9 protein-coding genes, 2 tRNA genes and 3 rRNA genes are annotated in these 15,924 nt (G+C 42.8%); 4 read left to right on the top strand and 10 right to left on the bottom strand.

Annotated features, from left to right (window positions below; genetic code table 11):
• Positions 1-48: 48 nt before the first annotated feature.
• The 8 genes from MST16_RS00130 to MST16_RS00095 form a co-directional block, all read right to left on the bottom strand.
• A complete protein-coding gene (locus MST16_RS00130) occupies positions 49-1,398 on the bottom strand; it encodes an aromatic acid/H+ symport family MFS transporter (RefSeq protein WP_180009691.1) in 1,350 nt (449 codons plus the stop codon).
• 407 nt (positions 1,399-1,805) lie between these two features.
• Positions 1,806-2,357, bottom strand: a complete 552-nt coding sequence (locus MST16_RS00125; protein WP_180009692.1) for a DUF4256 domain-containing protein — start codon at positions 2,355-2,357, stop codon at positions 1,806-1,808.
• 229 nt (positions 2,358-2,586) lie between these two features.
• Positions 2,587-2,701, bottom strand: a 5S ribosomal RNA gene (gene rrf / locus MST16_RS00120).
• A gap of 176 nt (positions 2,702-2,877) precedes the next feature.
• A 23S ribosomal RNA gene (locus MST16_RS00115) occupies positions 2,878-5,771 on the bottom strand.
• 438 nt (positions 5,772-6,209) lie between these two features.
• A tRNA-Ala gene (locus MST16_RS00110) sits at positions 6,210-6,285 on the bottom strand.
• 63 nt (positions 6,286-6,348) lie between these two features.
• Positions 6,349-6,425, bottom strand: a tRNA-Ile gene (locus MST16_RS00105).
• 61 nt (positions 6,426-6,486) lie between these two features.
• Positions 6,487-8,024, bottom strand: a 16S ribosomal RNA gene (locus tag MST16_RS00100).
• The 16S, 23S and 5S rRNA genes sit together here with 2 tRNA genes alongside, the layout of an rRNA operon.
• 430 nt (positions 8,025-8,454) lie before the next feature.
• Positions 8,455-9,024 carry a peptidylprolyl isomerase gene (locus tag MST16_RS00095; protein WP_180005529.1) on the bottom strand — a complete coding sequence of 190 codons (570 nt, stop codon included), beginning with the start codon at positions 9,022-9,024 and terminating at the stop codon, positions 8,455-8,457.
• A 101-nt stretch (positions 9,025-9,125) separates the two neighbouring features.
• On the opposite strand from MST16_RS00095, the gene MST16_RS00090 reads away from it, so the two are divergent.
• Complete coding sequence (locus MST16_RS00090; RefSeq protein WP_180009157.1) at positions 9,126-9,797, top strand: acetoacetate decarboxylase family protein; 672 nt, start codon at positions 9,126-9,128, stop codon at positions 9,795-9,797.
• A 77-nt stretch (positions 9,798-9,874) separates the two neighbouring features.
• Here the strand turns inward: MST16_RS00090 and MST16_RS00085 are convergent, their stop codons facing one another.
• Complete coding sequence (locus MST16_RS00085; protein WP_078194436.1) at positions 9,875-10,945, bottom strand: alpha/beta hydrolase; 1,071 nt, start codon at positions 10,943-10,945, stop codon at positions 9,875-9,877.
• Positions 10,946-11,146: 201 nt separating this feature from the next.
• Here MST16_RS00085 and MST16_RS00080 point away from each other — a divergent pair, with 201 nt between their 5' ends.
• On the top strand, positions 11,147-11,716 hold the full coding sequence (locus tag MST16_RS00080; protein WP_168379529.1) for a hypothetical protein: 570 nt from the start codon (positions 11,147-11,149) through the stop codon (positions 11,714-11,716).
• Between the two features lie 184 nt (positions 11,717-11,900).
• Here the strand turns inward: MST16_RS00080 and MST16_RS00075 are convergent, their stop codons facing one another.
• On the bottom strand, positions 11,901-12,128 hold the full coding sequence (locus MST16_RS00075; protein ID WP_228144800.1) for a hypothetical protein: 228 nt from the start codon (positions 12,126-12,128) through the stop codon (positions 11,901-11,903).
• A 938-nt stretch (positions 12,129-13,066) separates the two neighbouring features.
• Between MST16_RS00075 and grpE the strand changes: the two genes are divergently transcribed.
• Together grpE and dnaK are read left to right on the top strand one after the other, a co-directional pair.
• A complete protein-coding gene (gene grpE, locus MST16_RS00070) occupies positions 13,067-13,606 on the top strand; it encodes a nucleotide exchange factor GrpE (RefSeq protein WP_111885723.1) in 540 nt (179 codons plus the stop codon).
• Between the two features lie 120 nt (positions 13,607-13,726).
• Positions 13,727-15,667 carry a molecular chaperone DnaK gene (dnaK, locus tag MST16_RS00065; RefSeq protein WP_180009109.1) on the top strand — a complete coding sequence of 647 codons (1,941 nt, stop codon included), beginning with the start codon at positions 13,727-13,729 and terminating at the stop codon, positions 15,665-15,667.
• The last annotated feature ends 257 nt before the right edge of the window (positions 15,668-15,924 follow it).

Genomic DNA, 15,924 nt, shown 5'->3' with positions numbered 1-15,924 from the left:
CCCAAAAAAGCCCCCTTTCGGAGGCTTTTCTTTTTAAAGAATCACAACTTAGGCTTTCGCTGTAGTTGCCTCTTTAACATCAATTTTATCACTGTCGTTTTCATGCATGATCAATGCAACAGCGATCGCAGTAATCAGTACAGGTAAACCTACCGCCATAAAGTTGAAATGCGCAGGTAAATTCATACCGAGCAAACCACCAATCAAAATTGGCCCTACAATCGCGCCCATACGACCAATTGCAGAAGACCAACCAATACCCGTCGAACGTACAGCAAGTGGGTAATACTGCGCCACATAGCTGTACAGCAGCATTTGCGAACCAATAGACGCAGCACCAGCTAATAACACCAAGATGTATAGCAAGAACTGATTTGACTGGAAGCCCATCAAGCTCATCACAATCGCGCCCATCATACCCAAAACCATCAACACAGGTTTTAAGTGGAAACGGTCAGCTAAAATACCACCGCCAACAATACCCACAACTGCGCCCACGTTCATGACCATCATGAACATTAAGCTGTTATCCATAGAATAACCGGCTGCCATCATCAGTTTTGGTAACCAGCTGCTTAGCGCATACATGGTCAATAGGCACGTAAAGAACGCCACCCAAAACAGCAATGTATTTACGGCACGACCACGGCGGAACAAACTCACCACGTTAGCAGCTTCAGGCACGCTTTCTTGAGGCAAAGTGAACACTGTATTTTCAGTCACTTTCACTTCAGGTGCTAAGCGCTTCACGATACTGCGGGCTTTTTCCTGTTTGTTTTCTTTCACCATAAATGCCAAAGATTCTGGTAAAAATCTCCAAATCACAGGTAAAAGGAAAAGAGGAATACCCGCAATAAAGAACATGATTTGCCAACCAAAGTCAGGGGTGAACCATGAACCTAAAAGTGCCGCCATCACACCACCGACTGCATAACCACTAAACATCGTCGTTACCAGTGTGCTACGCATCTTCTGCGGCGCGTATTCAGACGTTAAAGCCACAAGGTTAGGCATTACACCGCCAATCCCTAAACCAGCCAAGAAACGCAAAATACCAAATTCTGTTGGATTCGACGCAAAACCACCGGCAAAGGTCAAACCACTAAATAAAACGATACAGATCATAATGACTTTTTTACGGCCAATCTTATCCGCTAAAGAACCAAAGAACATGGCACCAAACATCATGCCTGCGAGCGCAGTACTGGCAAGCATCCCCGCTTGCATTGCACTTAAGCCCCAGTCTTGCATCAATAATGGTAAAACCACGCCATTAATCGCTAAATCGTAGCCATCAAATAAAATAATCAATAAGCACCAAGCCACTACATTGAAGTGGAACGGGGTAAATTTAGCCTTATCGACTACAGAATTTATGTCTATTTTTTCCGTTGTCATCGTTCTCATCTCCCATGAGTACTTGTCCATAACATTCATTGAATTTTTAAGTAAAATTCAACAGCCACGGAATATACGGAACAGTGTTTTCTAGGGATATTAGACGTATGTTTAATAAATCTAGTCGCTTATAAGTACATGTTAATTGTGTTATTTTTCATGCTTTAGTTTAATTATTAAACATTATCAATATATGATTATTTAACTGATTTTTTTAAATAATAATACCCTTATTTTCAGGCCTAATTCTTCTATTCTTTCATTAAACTTCAGAACGACACACCATCATTTATTTCTATCTTTAGTTTAGAAAAATTTTAAATGTCTAAAAAACAAACGCAATTACATCTTTAGAAAAGCTCGCTTTAACGCACTTGATTGTTTTAAAAACATTTATAGCACTGAGATTAAGCGATCACCAGCTTACAGCGAAATCCACGAGACGCATAATATGACTGCGCGCCATTATGGTAGCTAAATACATGATCATAACGTCGATCACAAAACAGTGCCCCGCCCTTTTGCCGAATATCCGCTGGCGTCACAATCCAGCTCGAAGTCTTTAAATCGAAATGAAAAACTTGCTGTATCGCTCGATAGTCTTCTTCTGTCAGTAGCTCAGCACCGATGTCTCGCACCATATCTATAACGTTATTTTGGGGAGGATGATCCTTCCGATTCTCCAAGGCATCACGGTCATAACACAAGCTTCGTCTAAGCTTTGGTGACTCTAAGCTGCAATCATAAAATATCAGGTCTTGAGATTGCTGATTCAGCGTCACAATATCTGGCTCACCGCCTGTTTTTTCCATTTCGATTAAAATTTTTAGTTTTGAGGGCTGTGCTATCAATTGTTTTTTTACATCATCCCAAAGTAATTCTGGATGCCGCTGCATATTTGCCTCAAAGCGTTGCTGCAATATCTCTAAAATAGAGACTTTATCGAGATCTTGGAGCATTTGCACATCCTATTGTTTTTATACCTTGGCGACTAAACTTCACTATAAAGAATATAGGCTTGCCTTGATGTAAATTTTTAGCGCTGTTTAGCCTCATTCTTTTTTAATATCTCTCGTTTTCCTATTTTTTGAATTTGCTTCTCTTATTATTTTTCTATTTTGATAACTTTCCCTTTTTCCCCGCATAAAAAAACACCCCCTGACGTATCAGGGGGTGTTTCGAATAATGAGCTGGCGATGACTTACTCTCACATGGGTAACCCCACACTACCATCAGCGCTAAGAGGTTTCACTTCTGAGTTCGGGAAGGGATCAGGTGGTTCACTCTTGCTATTGTCGCCAGCACAACTGTTATGACTTTGCATTTGGTCTTATCTTTTCAGTGCCGTTGCTTGGTCAAATGAGTTATTAACAGATCATATCTAAGTTGCATATTTTGTTCTTAAGCGTTAACTAAATCAAGTTATTTTGCTTAATATCGAATCAATTGATGCTTTACATACAACTGTTTGGGTGTTGTATAGTCAAGCCTCACGAGCAATTAGTATTGGTCAGCTTCATGCGTCACCGCACTTCCACATCCAACCTATCAACGTCGTAGTCTTCAACGGCTCTTTAGTGGACATAAAGTCCAAGGGAAATCTTATCTTGAGGTAGGCTTCCCGCTTAGATGCTTTCAGCGGTTATCCCTTCCGAACATAGCTACCCGGCGATGCGACTGGCGTCACAACCGGTACACCAGAGGTTCGTCCACTCTGGTCCTCTCGTACTAGGAGCAGATCCTCTCAAATTTCCAGCGCCCACGGTAGATAGGGACCGAACTGTCTCACGACGTTCTAAACCCAGCTCGCGTACCTCTTTAAATGGCGAACAGCCATACCCTTGGGACCTGCTTCAGCCCCAGGATGAGATGAGCCGACATCGAGGTGCCAAACACCGCCGTCGATATGAACTCTTGGGCGGTATCAGCCTGTTATCCCCAGAGTACCTTTTATCCGTTGAGCGATGGCCCTTCCATACAGAACCACCGGATCACTAAGACCTACTTTCGTACCTGCTCGACTTGTGGGTCTCGCAGTTAAGCGCGCTTTTGCCTTTATACTCTACGCGTGATTTCCGACCACGCTGAGCGCACCTTCGTACTCCTCCGTTACTCTTTAGGAGGAGACCGCCCCAGTCAAACTACCCACCAGACATGGTCCTCGTCCCGGATAACGGGACAGAGTTAGAACCTCAATATTACCAGGGTGGTATTTCAAGATTGGCTCCACCGAAACTAGCGTCTCGGTTTCAAAGCCTCCCACCTATCCTACACAAGTAAGATCAAAGTTCAATGTCAAGCTGCAGTAAAGGTTCACGGGGTCTTTCCGTCTAGCCGCGGGTACACCGCATCTTCACGGCGATTTCGATTTCACTGAGCCTCTGCTGGAGACAGCGCCCCCATCATTATGCCATTCGTGCAGGTCGGAACTTACCCGACAAGGAATTTCGCTACCTTAGGACCGTTATAGTTACGGCCGCCGTTTACTGGGGCTTCGATCAAGAGCTTCGCTTACGCTAACCCCATCAATTAACCTTCCAGCACCGGGCAGGCATCACACCCTATACGTCCACTTTCGTGTTTGCAGAGTGCTATGTTTTTAATAAACAGTTGCAGGGGCCTGGTTTCTGTGGCTGCTCTCAGCTCAGGAAGCAAGTTCCATCACCAAAAGCAGCGTACCTTCTCCCGAAGTTACGGTACCATTTTGCCTAGTTCCTTCAGCAGAGTTCTCTCAAGCGCTTTGGTCTACTCGACCTGACCACCTGTGTCGGTTTCGGGTACGATTCCAGTGTAACTGAAGCTTAGAGACTTTTCCTGGAAGTATGGTATCAGCCACTTCACTGTACAAGTACAGCTTGCTGTCAGATCTCAGCATAGAGTACCCCGGATTTGCCTAAGATACATGCCTACTTCCTTTCACCTGGACAACCAACGCCAGGCTGACTTAACCTTCTCCGTCCTCTCATCGCATTACACTGAAGTATTGGAATATTAACCAATTTCCCATCGACTACGCCTCTCGGCCTCGCCTTAGGGGTCGACTCACCCAGCCCCGATTAACGTTGGACTGGAACCCTTGGTCTTTCAGCGAACGGGTTTTTCACCCGTTTTGTCGTTACTCACGTCAGCATTCGCACTTCTGATACCTCCAGCGGACTTCTCAATCCACCTTCATCGGCTTACAGAACGCTCCCCTACCACTTACACTAATGTGTAAATCCGCAGCTTCGGCATATAGTTTTAGCCCCGTTACATCTTCCGCGCAGGCCGACTCGACTAGTGAGCTATTACGCTTTCTTTAAAGGGTGGCTGCTTCTAAGCCAACCTCCTAGCTGTCTATGCCTTCCCACATCGTTTCCCACTTAACTATAATTTTGGGGCCTTAGCTGGCGGTCTGGATTGTTTTCCTCTTGACTACGGACGTTAGCACCCGCAGTCTGTCTCCCGGATAGTACTCATTGGTATTCGGAGTTTGCATCGGTTTGGTAAGTCGGGATGACCCCCTAGCCGAAACAGTGCTCTACCCCCAATGGTATTCGTCCGAGGCGCTACCTAAATAGCTTTCGGGGAGAACCAGCTATCACCGAGTTTGATTAGCCTTTCACCCCTATCCACAAGTCATCCCCTGGCTTTTCAACGACAGTGGGTTCGGTCCTCCAGTTAGTGTTACCCAACCTTCAACCTGCTCATGGATAGATCACCCGGTTTCGGGTCTACACCCAGCAACTAAACGCCCTATTAAGACTCGATTTCTCTACGGCTCCCCTAATCGGTTAACCTTGCTACTGAATGTAAGTCGCTGACCCATTATACAAAAGGTACGCAGTCACCAAACAAGTTGGCTCCCACTGCTTGTATGCATGCGGTTTCAGGATCTATTTCACTCCCCTCACAGGGGTTCTTTTCGCCTTTCCCTCACGGTACTGGTTCACTATCGGTCAGTCAGGAGTATTTAGCCTTGGAGGATGGTCCCCCCATATTCAGACAAGGTTTCACGTGCCTCGCCCTACTCGACATCATTATCTAAGCCCTTTCGCGTACAGGACTATCACCTACTATGGTCGCACTTCCCAGAGCGTTCCACTAAAGCTTAGATAACTTAATGGGCTTTTCCCCGTTCGCTCGCCGCTACTGAGGGAATCTCAATTGATTTCTTTTCCTAAGGGTACTGAGATGTTTCACTTCCCCTCGTTCGCCTCATAAACCTATGTATTCAGTTTATGATACCCGCCTTATAGCGGGTGGGTTTCCCCATTCAGAAATCTCCGGATCACAGGATATTTGCCGCCTCCCCGGAGCTTATCGCAGGCTATTACGTCTTTCATCGCCTCTGACTGCCAAGGCATCCACCACATGCACTTAATTACTTGACTATACAACCCCAAACAGTCGCCCATCTCCTACAAGTGAAGATGTTGCGTTGCGAACTTAATCGCCACAGTTAGAGTCTCGTGAACTTAATCACTGTATAGCTTCAATTAGATTCATATACCAAAACGCTTGATTCAGTTAATTTCGCTAGTAACTCATAGCTTTTATCTTCACATCACAGTAATAAATCACTGTTAGTGTTAATGTCAGTTATGAGTATGAACAAATTATTTCAACTCAAATATATTCTGTTAATGATTTTTCCAGCCTTCGTCAGGTCAGGAAACTGTGATAAATCACAGAAGTTAACAAGACGCGCATATTACGCTAACTTCTTATTAAATTCTATAATCTACGGCTTCGTTTGATTAAAGCCTGCACGAAGCGTAGCTTCTTGCTTAAATTTCAAGTAAAAGCTGCGCTTTTATGATCTTGAAATTTGGTGGAGACTAGGAGAGTCGAACTCCTGACCTCCTGCGTGCAAAGCAGGCGCTCTACCAACTAAGCTAAGTCCCCAGCTTATCAATAAGTCAATGTTTCTGATTTCCGTTTACTCTGCAATTGCTTACGTGTCAGTAGTGGTGGGTCTGACAAGACTTGAACTTGTGACCCCACGCTTATCAAGCGTGTGCTCTAACCAACTGAGCTACAGACCCTCAGATACATCGTCATGAAGAACAACTTGTTGTGGATTCTTACCAATCGTCAATCTTTCGTTAAGGAGGTGATCCAGCCGCAGGTTCCCCTACGGCTACCTTGTTACGACTTCACCCCAGTCATCGGCCACACCGTGGTAAGCGTCCTCCTTACGGTTAGACTACCTACTTCTGGTGCAACAAACTCCCATGGTGTGACGGGCGGTGTGTACAAGGCCCGGGAACGTATTCACCGCGGCATTCTGATCCGCGATTACTAGCGATTCCGACTTCATGGAGTCGAGTTGCAGACTCCAATCCGGACTACGATCGGCTTTTTGAGATTAGCATCTCCTCGCGGAGTAGCAACCCTTTGTACCGACCATTGTAGCACGTGTGTAGCCCTGGTCGTAAGGGCCATGATGACTTGACGTCGTCCCCGCCTTCCTCCAGTTTGTCACTGGCAGTATCCTTAAAGTTCCCGGCTTAACCCGATGGCAAATAAGGAAAAGGGTTGCGCTCGTTGCGGGACTTAACCCAACATCTCACGACACGAGCTGACGACAGCCATGCAGCACCTGTATGTAAGTTCCCGAAGGCACCAATCCATCTCTGGAAAGTTCTTACTATGTCAAGACCAGGTAAGGTTCTTCGCGTTGCATCGAATTAAACCACATGCTCCACCGCTTGTGCGGGCCCCCGTCAATTCATTTGAGTTTTAGTCTTGCGACCGTACTCCCCAGGCGGTCTACTTATCGCGTTAGCTGCGCCACTAAAGCCTCAAAGGCCCCAACGGCTAGTAGACATCGTTTACGGCATGGACTACCAGGGTATCTAATCCTGTTTGCTCCCCATGCTTTCGTGCCTCAGCGTCAGTATTAGGCCAGATGGCTGCCTTCGCCATCGGTATTCCTCCAGATCTCTACGCATTTCACCGCTACACCTGGAATTCTACCATCCTCTCCCATACTCTAGCTTCCCAGTATCGAATGCAATTCCCAAGTTAAGCTCGGGGATTTCACATCCGACTTAAAAAGCCGCCTACGCACGCTTTACGCCCAGTAAATCCGATTAACGCTCGCACCCTCTGTATTACCGCGGCTGCTGGCACAGAGTTAGCCGGTGCTTATTCTGCGAGTAACGTCCACTATCTTTAGGTATTAACCAAAGTAGCCTCCTCCTCGCTTAAAGTGCTTTACAACCAAAAGGCCTTCTTCACACACGCGGCATGGCTGGATCAGGGTTCCCCCCATTGTCCAATATTCCCCACTGCTGCCTCCCGTAGGAGTCTGGGCCGTGTCTCAGTCCCAGTGTGGCGGATCATCCTCTCAGACCCGCTACAGATCGTCGCCTTGGTAGGCCTTTACCCCACCAACTAGCTAATCCGACTTAGGCTCATCTATTAGCGCAAGGTCCGAAGATCCCCTGCTTTCTCCCGTAGGACGTATGCGGTATTAGCATCCCTTTCGAAATGTTGTCCCCCACTAATAGGCAGATTCCTAAGCATTACTCACCCGTCCGCCGCTAGGTCCAGTAGCAAGCTACCTTCCCCCGCTCGACTTGCATGTGTTAAGCCTGCCGCCAGCGTTCAATCTGAGCCATGATCAAACTCTTCAGTTTAAAATCAATAGTACCTATAAGGGTACCAATCTTGGCTCATCAATTACTGACAAAAATTTGCTCAAATAAACTTCGAGTAATTTCTACCATTAATCAATGAAAATAATTTCGATCGATCAACCAGTAAAAATCCACACAAGTTGTTCTTCATAATCTCTTAATGATCTTTCTAACATCTCGTCAATGCTAGAAGCTGGACTTCGATAAACTCAACAACTCAACGCTTCGCGTTTCGTTCGTTTCCGTCTATCTCGTCGGTATGGTGCTCATTATAGGGCAATTTCTTACACGTGCAAGTGCTTTTCACTCACAAAGAACACGAGTGTTTTATTTTTATGCACCATTATGGTTCAAAAAACACACTTTACTCACATAAATACATGATATTTATTACAAATATCATGTAAAATATTTTTCCTATTTTGTGTGCTTAGTTTTTTACAGGTGCTGCTTTAATCACCACACTCTGTATAACTACTGGGTTTACAGGGACATTCTGATGCATTCCATAGTTCGCAGTTGGAACTTTTACGATTTTATCGACGATATCCATACCTTTAGTGACCTTACCAAAAACAGCATATCCCGCATTCATTGCACTTTTATTGAGAAAGTCATTGTCTGCAACATTAATAAAGAACTGACTACTTGCTGAATCAGGATGATTCATCCGTGCCATTGCCAATGTGCCGCGCTTATTGCTCAAGCCATTACTTGATTCATTCTTAATAGCCGCTTTTGTTGGCTTCTCCTGCATTTTGACATCCATGCCCCCACCCTGAACCATAAATCCAGGAATCACGCGATGAAAGATCGTGCCGTTATAAAATTTTTCTTTTGCATAGCTTTCAAAGTTTTTAGCTGAGATAGGTGCCTTGTCATTGAATAGCTCAATTTCAATATTGCCTTGAGAGGTTTTCATTTCGACAATAGTATTGGCAGCAAAACTGCTTAAGCTCACACAGCCAAGTGCTGCGGTAAATAAAATCTGTTTTAACATTTGCTAACTCTTCTGGTTGATCTCGTACTTGTTATTGACTGTATATTAGTCTTTGATGATTAAAAAGTAATTATTCTGCCATTATTAAAACGAGAACAATGATGACGCAAATAATACCGTCGGACACTGCATTGACACATTTACCGCCTTGGCAACTGCGTGGCGATGCTTTTATTTTGAATTATTGGATCTCTCCGAGTTTTATCCAACAAGCGCAGATGTTCCGTTTAGCGACATCGCCTTTAGGTCGTGTGGTTCAGGTGTTATTGGTCCGATACCATGATTCACCTGTGGGCCCTTATGACGAATTGCTAATTTTAGATCACCCTTTATGGAGTAAGAAAAGGTTAAGTTCGATTCCTAAGATTTATGTTTCGACAAACATCTCTGTCATTCATGGTCAAAAGCTCTGGGGTATTCCTAAAGAGTTGGCAAAGTTTGAATGGCAACAACATGACAATGAAGTGGTCTGTAATATCGAAGTTGAACAACAAAAGATGCAGATTCGTTTAAAAAAATCACGTTCACAGCGTTCTTTCTATATTAATAGTCATCATATCCCTGCTGCGATGTTGCAAATCAGACAAGCGTGGGAAGGTAAGCGCTATCAATTTTCACCCCAGTTTCGTGGACGGCTATCTAAACTGAAACAGGTAGAATGGCACAACACACAGGACATTTTTCCAAATTTTTCTGAAGCACGATTATTGCAAAGCTTTTATGTCCCCGAATTTAGCCTCGTATTTCCTGCTGCAAAAATCCAAGATAAGTAACCTAATATAAGTAACCCAATAAATAAAAACCCAGTGTTTCACGTGAAACACTGGGTTTACTTTATATAAAGGAATGATTAGCTACGTTTATCCCAAAATTTACGGAACTTCGTACTGATCTCGATCACGTATTTTTTAGCTCGGTGCGAAACCGGGGTTAAATTGATAAAACCATGGGTTTGATCGGTATATTCTTGATAAAACACTTTCACCCCTTGCTGACGGAGTTTATGCGAATAAATTTCACCTTCGTCATGTAAAACATCATGCCCTGCCGTCACGATATACGCGGGTGCGATACCTGCCAATTTTCCATAGGTCGGTGAAATTAATGGATCATCCAAGGCCACTGCATGTTGTTCCGCATATAAAGCGGTTACGACATCAATATCTTTTTCAGTCAGAACCAGACCATCTTTATACGCATAGAAAGATGGGTGGCGACTCTTAAAATCCACTACTGGGTAAATTAATAGCTGAGCTTGCGGGGCAAAAACTTTCTGAGCACTGCGCTGCGCAACCGCAGTAGCAATATTGCCGCCTGCACTATCCCCTGCCACCGCAATTCGATTTTTAAGAATTTTAAACTGACGACTATTTTGATAAGTCCAGGCCAAGGCATCTTCACAACTTTGCATTAATTGAGCTGGGCTGGCCTCTGGCGTGAGTGGATAATCAATACTTAAAACTTGTGCTTTGGCATGCACGGCCAATAAACGACAAACTTCATCATGCGTGTCTAGACCACCCACCACAAAACCACCACCGTGATAGAACACGATCATCGGTAATTTTTTATTTGGAGCAGGATGATAATGACGCGCAAACAGCGTAGCACTTTGTAAAGGTAGACGTATATCTTGCACTTGTTTCACAAAGGTCGGCTTGGTCTTGATCGACTCCATCTGTAAATCAAATAATTTACGAGACTTCACATAGTCTTCGGTCACAAAGCCTGACTTACCTTGCTTGAGTTGAGCCGCCATCATGCATTTCACCAGCGGATCTAATTCTGGAAAAATAAACGGATAATCGAGACGTTTTGCGAGGCTTTCTTTGGCAAAGTTAGGAAGACGATCAAGTAACCGAGCAGCCGTACCTTGGCCTTTATCTTTCATATTTTTAAGTGATTCATTCAATGCAAACATGCTCTATCCTTCGAATTATGCTCTTCATACTTTCTACATGATCTAGGTCAAATGTGACCATATTCACATATAAGTCTCAACATCGACATACATAGTACAGACCTAGTTAAGCTAATCTTCTTTTATAGAGTTGTCATTGACAATTTACCCAAGTTTTATGGGTTGATTATGCTAACCCATTCTCGATAAAGGATACTCACCATGGCTAAAAAGATCATCCTTCTGTCTTTTGCGACTGCTTTTTTGGCTGTAGGCTGCGTAGCATTCCCTGAAGATGGTTACTACGATGGACGTTATGATCAACGTTATGACCGCCGTTATGATAATAATGATCGACGCTATGACAATCGTTATGATCGCCGTTATGACAGTCGTTATGAACAAGACCGCCGTACATGGGAACGTCAGCAACAACAACGTAATCGTTTAGAGCTCGAACGTAGAAAGCAGCAACTTGACCAGCGTAACTGGGAACAAAATCGTAAAAATCAACAAGAGTGGGATCGTCGTAAAAACGAACTCGAACGTCAACGTCTAGAACAACAGCGTAAATACTCTGAAGCTGAACGTCGTAAACGTGCTGAACAAGATCGTCAAAAAGTCAGCAAAGAGCGTCAGCGCTTAGAAGAACAGCGCCGTAAAGCCAGTCAAGATCGTAGAAAACAAATTGAGCAAGAACGCAAAAAAAATATTCAAGATTTAAGAAAGGCATCAGATCAACAACGTAAAGCGGCTGAAGAACGTCGTCGCGCGTGGGAAAATCGCCGTTAATTGATGTTTTTTGCAGATCGGTTAAAAGTAAAAAGCTCATCTACATGATGGGCTTTTTTTTGCTCGCTAAAAATAGAAAAGGGCGTAAAAAAAGCTATAGAAAAGAAAATAGACAGAAGAGGCATCCTATCTTCTGTCTATTCTTGACTGCCTGTTGTTACAGGTCAGAGAGCATTAAACAATCTTATTGCTGAACTGTAGGTTGCGGTGCAGGCGCAGATTGAACTTCAGCACCTTGAGCTGATGGATCTGCTTGAACCACAGCACCCGATTGCTCTGTTGTTACAGATGCTTCAGTTGCAGACGTTACTTGTGCGGTTTCCGGAGATTCTACAGTTTCTTGAGAAGTACAACCCACCGCAGCTAAACCAAAACCTAAAACTGCGACAGCGAATAAACCAATTTTTTTCATCTTCATTATTTCCTTCATTGAATCATTAAAAGCAAAGCTCAACTTTGCCCGAGTCATAATGGAAAATAATTCTGTGAAGTTCCCACCTTCTGAGTTGTACTTTGTACGAGGCACGGTACAGCTTATGAAATGTTTTATTAATTAGGCGGTTTTCTTTCATTTTAAGGCTTTACATCATTTTTTTTAACTCAAGTGCTTTGTTTTTTATTAAAAAAATAAATATAAATGATTTTGAATAAAGCGTGATCACAGCTTTTGAATACAACAAAGTTCAACAAAACTTGCAACTCAGTTACTTAAGTGGCTGTTTTTATAAATTTCATGCAAAAAAAAGCCTGCTTATGAGAGAAGCAGGCCATGAAAAACACATTTGAAATAAATTAAGAAACTACAGCGATAGAATCTGAAACAAAGAATACTGTGCTGATCATTTTTTGTGAAATATTTAATAAAACTGATACTAAGAGTTTTTATGTATAAATATTAACCACTATTTTTTGAGGCAAAAAAAATGCTGATTCTTGGGAAATCAGCATGGAAAAGTGTTTCTAAAATCTAGAGGTAGTCACCATATCCCTCTCTCCAATGGATATGGTCACTTCCGATAGATAAATTATGCAAATTTTCAGGCACAAAGAGAAACCGTTAAAATTTATGATGAAAATCTATAAATCCGATCAAAATATGATTATACATTCAAATCAATAATTTATATTTTCATAGAATTTAATTTTGCAGTCGATATTTGGCTGAAAAACCATTTATTTGAATAAAAAATTGCATTTAATCGCTGACTTCGCTTGAATTTTTATACCCTGCCCCGATTTCTTTTATTAATCATGAATTCAAAACGCATGGCAGTTACGCATCGATGTCGTTTGAACGCACAGCTATAAGGACTGAACATGTTTAAGAACCCATTTAAACGGAGTAAATCAATGGCGACTGAGCAAAACCAAGACGCTCAAGATCTTCAACAAGAGCAAGCAGAACAGCAAACTCAAGCTGAAAACGAGCAAGCTGAAGTTTCAGTTGAAGATTTACAAGCACAAATCACCAATTTAGAAGAAAGCTTAAAACTTGAAAAAGCACGTACTGCAAATGCCGTATATGAAGCGCAAAAAAGTGTAGAGCGCATTCAACGCGAATCTGAAAAGCATAAAGATACTGTGCTGGAAAAATTTGCAAAACAATTGCTTGAGTCAGTTGATAACCTTGAACGCGCGATTGCTGCGGCAGGTGATGAAAAATCAGGTTTATCTGAAGGTGTAGAACTTACACTGAAATCATTGCTCAGCACTTTAGAAAAATTTGGTGTGGTTGCTGTGGATACTGCAAATGGTTTCAATGCAGATCTTCATCAGGCTGTGGGCATCGATCCAAATGCCAAATCGAATGAAATCGGAACAGTATTGCAAAAAGGCTATAGCTTAAACGGTCGTCTATTACGTCCAGCTATGGTTATGGTTGGTGCATAAACCCAAATTTTCTGAGACGAATTAAAAATTTTAACCAATATTACTTGAAAATTTTTGATTGGCTCTCATATCGGATAACAAGCGAAAACATCGTAAAAGAATTTTAGAGGAAACATCCAAATGGCGAAAATCATTGGTATTGACTTAGGTACTACAAACTCTTGCGTAGCAGTACTTGAAGGCGACAAAGTAAAAGTAATCGACAACGCTGAAGGCGCTCGTACAACCCCATCTATTATTGCATATAAAGATGGTGAGATCCTTGTCGGTCAATCTGCTAAGCGTCAAGCAGTGACTAACCCTAAAAACACATTATTTGCAATCAAACGTTTGATCGGTCGTAAGTACCAAGACCAAGCTGTGCAAAAAGATATCGGCCTTGTACCTTACAAAATCATCAAAGCTGACAATGGCGATGCTTGGGTTGATGTAAACGACAAGAAACTTGCACCACAACAAATCTCTGCTGAAATCTTGAAAAAGATGAAAAAAACAGCTGAAGACTACCTTGGTGAAACAGTAACTGAAGCGGTAATTACTGTTCCTGCGTACTTTAACGATGCTCAACGTCAAGCGACTAAAGATGCAGGTAAAATTGCTGGTTTAGATGTTAAACGTATCATCAACGAACCAACAGCTGCTGCACTTGCGTTCGGTATGGACAAAAAAGAAGGCGACCGTAAAGTTGCGGTTTACGACTTAGGTGGTGGTACTTTCGACGTATCAATCATTGAAATCGCTGACCTTGATGGCGACCAACAAATCGAAGTATTGTCTACAAACGGTGATACATTCCTTGGTGGTGAAGACTTCGATAATGCGTTAATTGAATACTTGGTTGAAGAGTTCAAGAAAGAACAAAGCGTAAACTTGAAACAAGATCCGCTTGCACTTCAACGTTTAAAAGAAGCTGCTGAAAAAGCAAAAATCGAGCTTTCTTCTTCGAATGCAACAGAAATCAACCTTCCATACATCACAGCAGATGCGACTGGTCCTAAACACTTAGTGATCAACGTGACTCGCTCTAAACTTGAAGGTTTAGTTGCTGAATTGGTTGCTCGTACAATTGAACCATGTAAGATTGCACTTAAAGATGCAGGTCTTTCAACCTCTGACATCTCTGACGTAATCTTGGTGGGTGGTCAGTCTCGTATGCCACTTGTACAACAAAAAGTACAAGAGTTCTTCGGCCGTGAGCCACGTAAAGACGTGAACCCAGATGAAGCTGTAGCGATGGGTGCTGCGATTCAAGGTGCAGTACTTTCAGGTGATAAAACTGACGTACTTCTTCTTGACGTAACTCCGCTTACACTTGGTATTGAAACAATGGGTGGCGTGTTAACAGCGATCATTGAGAAAAACACGACGATTCCTGCGAAGAAATCTCAAGTGTTCTCAACTGCTGCAGACAACCAACCAGCTGTAGACATTTCAGTTTACCAAGGTGAACGTAAAATGGCTCAACAAAACAAATTGTTGGGTAACTTCCAATTGGGCGATATTCCACCTGCTCCACGTGGTGTACCACAAATTGAAGTATCATTTGACATCAACGCTGATGGTATCTTGAAAGTATCTGCAAAAGATAAGAGCACAGGTAAAGAGCAATCAATTCAAATTAAAGCTAACTCTGGTTTGAGCGATGCTGAAATTGAAGCGATGATCAAAGATGCTGAAGCGAATGCTGAAGAAGATCGTAAATTTGAAGAATTAGCGAAAGCACGTAACGAAGCTGATGCACTTGTTTCTTCTGCTCAAAAAGCAGTAAAAGATCTTGGCGAACAGGTAACTGCTGATGAGAAATCTGCAATCGATGCTGCTGTAGCTGAGCTCGAAGCAGCGACTAAAGATAACGATGTAGATGCAATCAAAGCGAAAACTGAAGCACTTCAAAACATCATTATGCCGATCACTCAACGTGCTTATGAAGCTGCACAAGGTCAAGGCGGTGCTGAAGGTTTTGATCCTAACGCTTTCCAAGGCGCTGAAGGTCAAGCTCAAAAAGCAGATGACGGCGTTGTAGATGCTGAGTTCACTGAAGTGAAAGATGACAAAAAATAATTTGTCGCTTTAACTGAGTCTTTCAAAGCTCAAAAAGACCGCGCGAAAGCGCGGTTTTTTATGTTATTTTTCATTATCTTTAAAATAAAACATAATTTACATGAAAAATTTTATCAAGCTTTTGCTCTTAGCTGCGGGAATGTCCGTGATGTTTCATTATCCGATGGGTAATCTATTAATCATTCTGCCTTCAAACATACTATTATCCCCTCTCAATTATCTACAATTTTTGGGGCTTGATGCGGCCTTCACACTTG

Origin of the sequence: Acinetobacter sp. YH16040_T (assembly GCF_024605785.1) — a bacterium.
In the GTDB taxonomy this organism is placed as follows: Bacteria; Pseudomonadota; Gammaproteobacteria; order Pseudomonadales; family Moraxellaceae; genus Acinetobacter; species Acinetobacter amyesii.
The sequence above is the reverse complement of the archived record's forward strand: the minus strand, read 5'-3'. Positions and strand labels throughout refer to the sequence as shown.

Coding starts and splice junctions, on each gene's coding strand:
- MST16_RS00130 (WP_180009691.1), bottom strand. CDS start 1,398: ATGACAACGGAAAAAATAGACATAAATTCTGTAGTCGATAAGGCTAAA.
- MST16_RS00125 (WP_180009692.1), bottom strand. CDS start 2,357: ATGCTCCAAGATCTCGATAAAGTCTCTATTTTAGAGATATTGCAGCAA.
- MST16_RS00095 (WP_180005529.1), bottom strand. CDS start 9,024: ATGTTAAAACAGATTTTATTTACCGCAGCACTTGGCTGTGTGAGCTTA.
- MST16_RS00090 (WP_180009157.1), top strand. CDS start 9,126: ATGACGCAAATAATACCGTCGGACACTGCATTGACACATTTACCGCCT.
- MST16_RS00085 (WP_078194436.1), bottom strand. CDS start 10,945: ATGTTTGCATTGAATGAATCACTTAAAAATATGAAAGATAAAGGCCAA.
- MST16_RS00080 (WP_168379529.1), top strand. CDS start 11,147: ATGGCTAAAAAGATCATCCTTCTGTCTTTTGCGACTGCTTTTTTGGCT.
- MST16_RS00075 (WP_228144800.1), bottom strand. CDS start 12,128: ATGAAAAAAATTGGTTTATTCGCTGTCGCAGTTTTAGGTTTTGGTTTA.
- grpE (WP_111885723.1), top strand. CDS start 13,067: ATGGCGACTGAGCAAAACCAAGACGCTCAAGATCTTCAACAAGAGCAA.
- dnaK (WP_180009109.1), top strand. CDS start 13,727: ATGGCGAAAATCATTGGTATTGACTTAGGTACTACAAACTCTTGCGTA.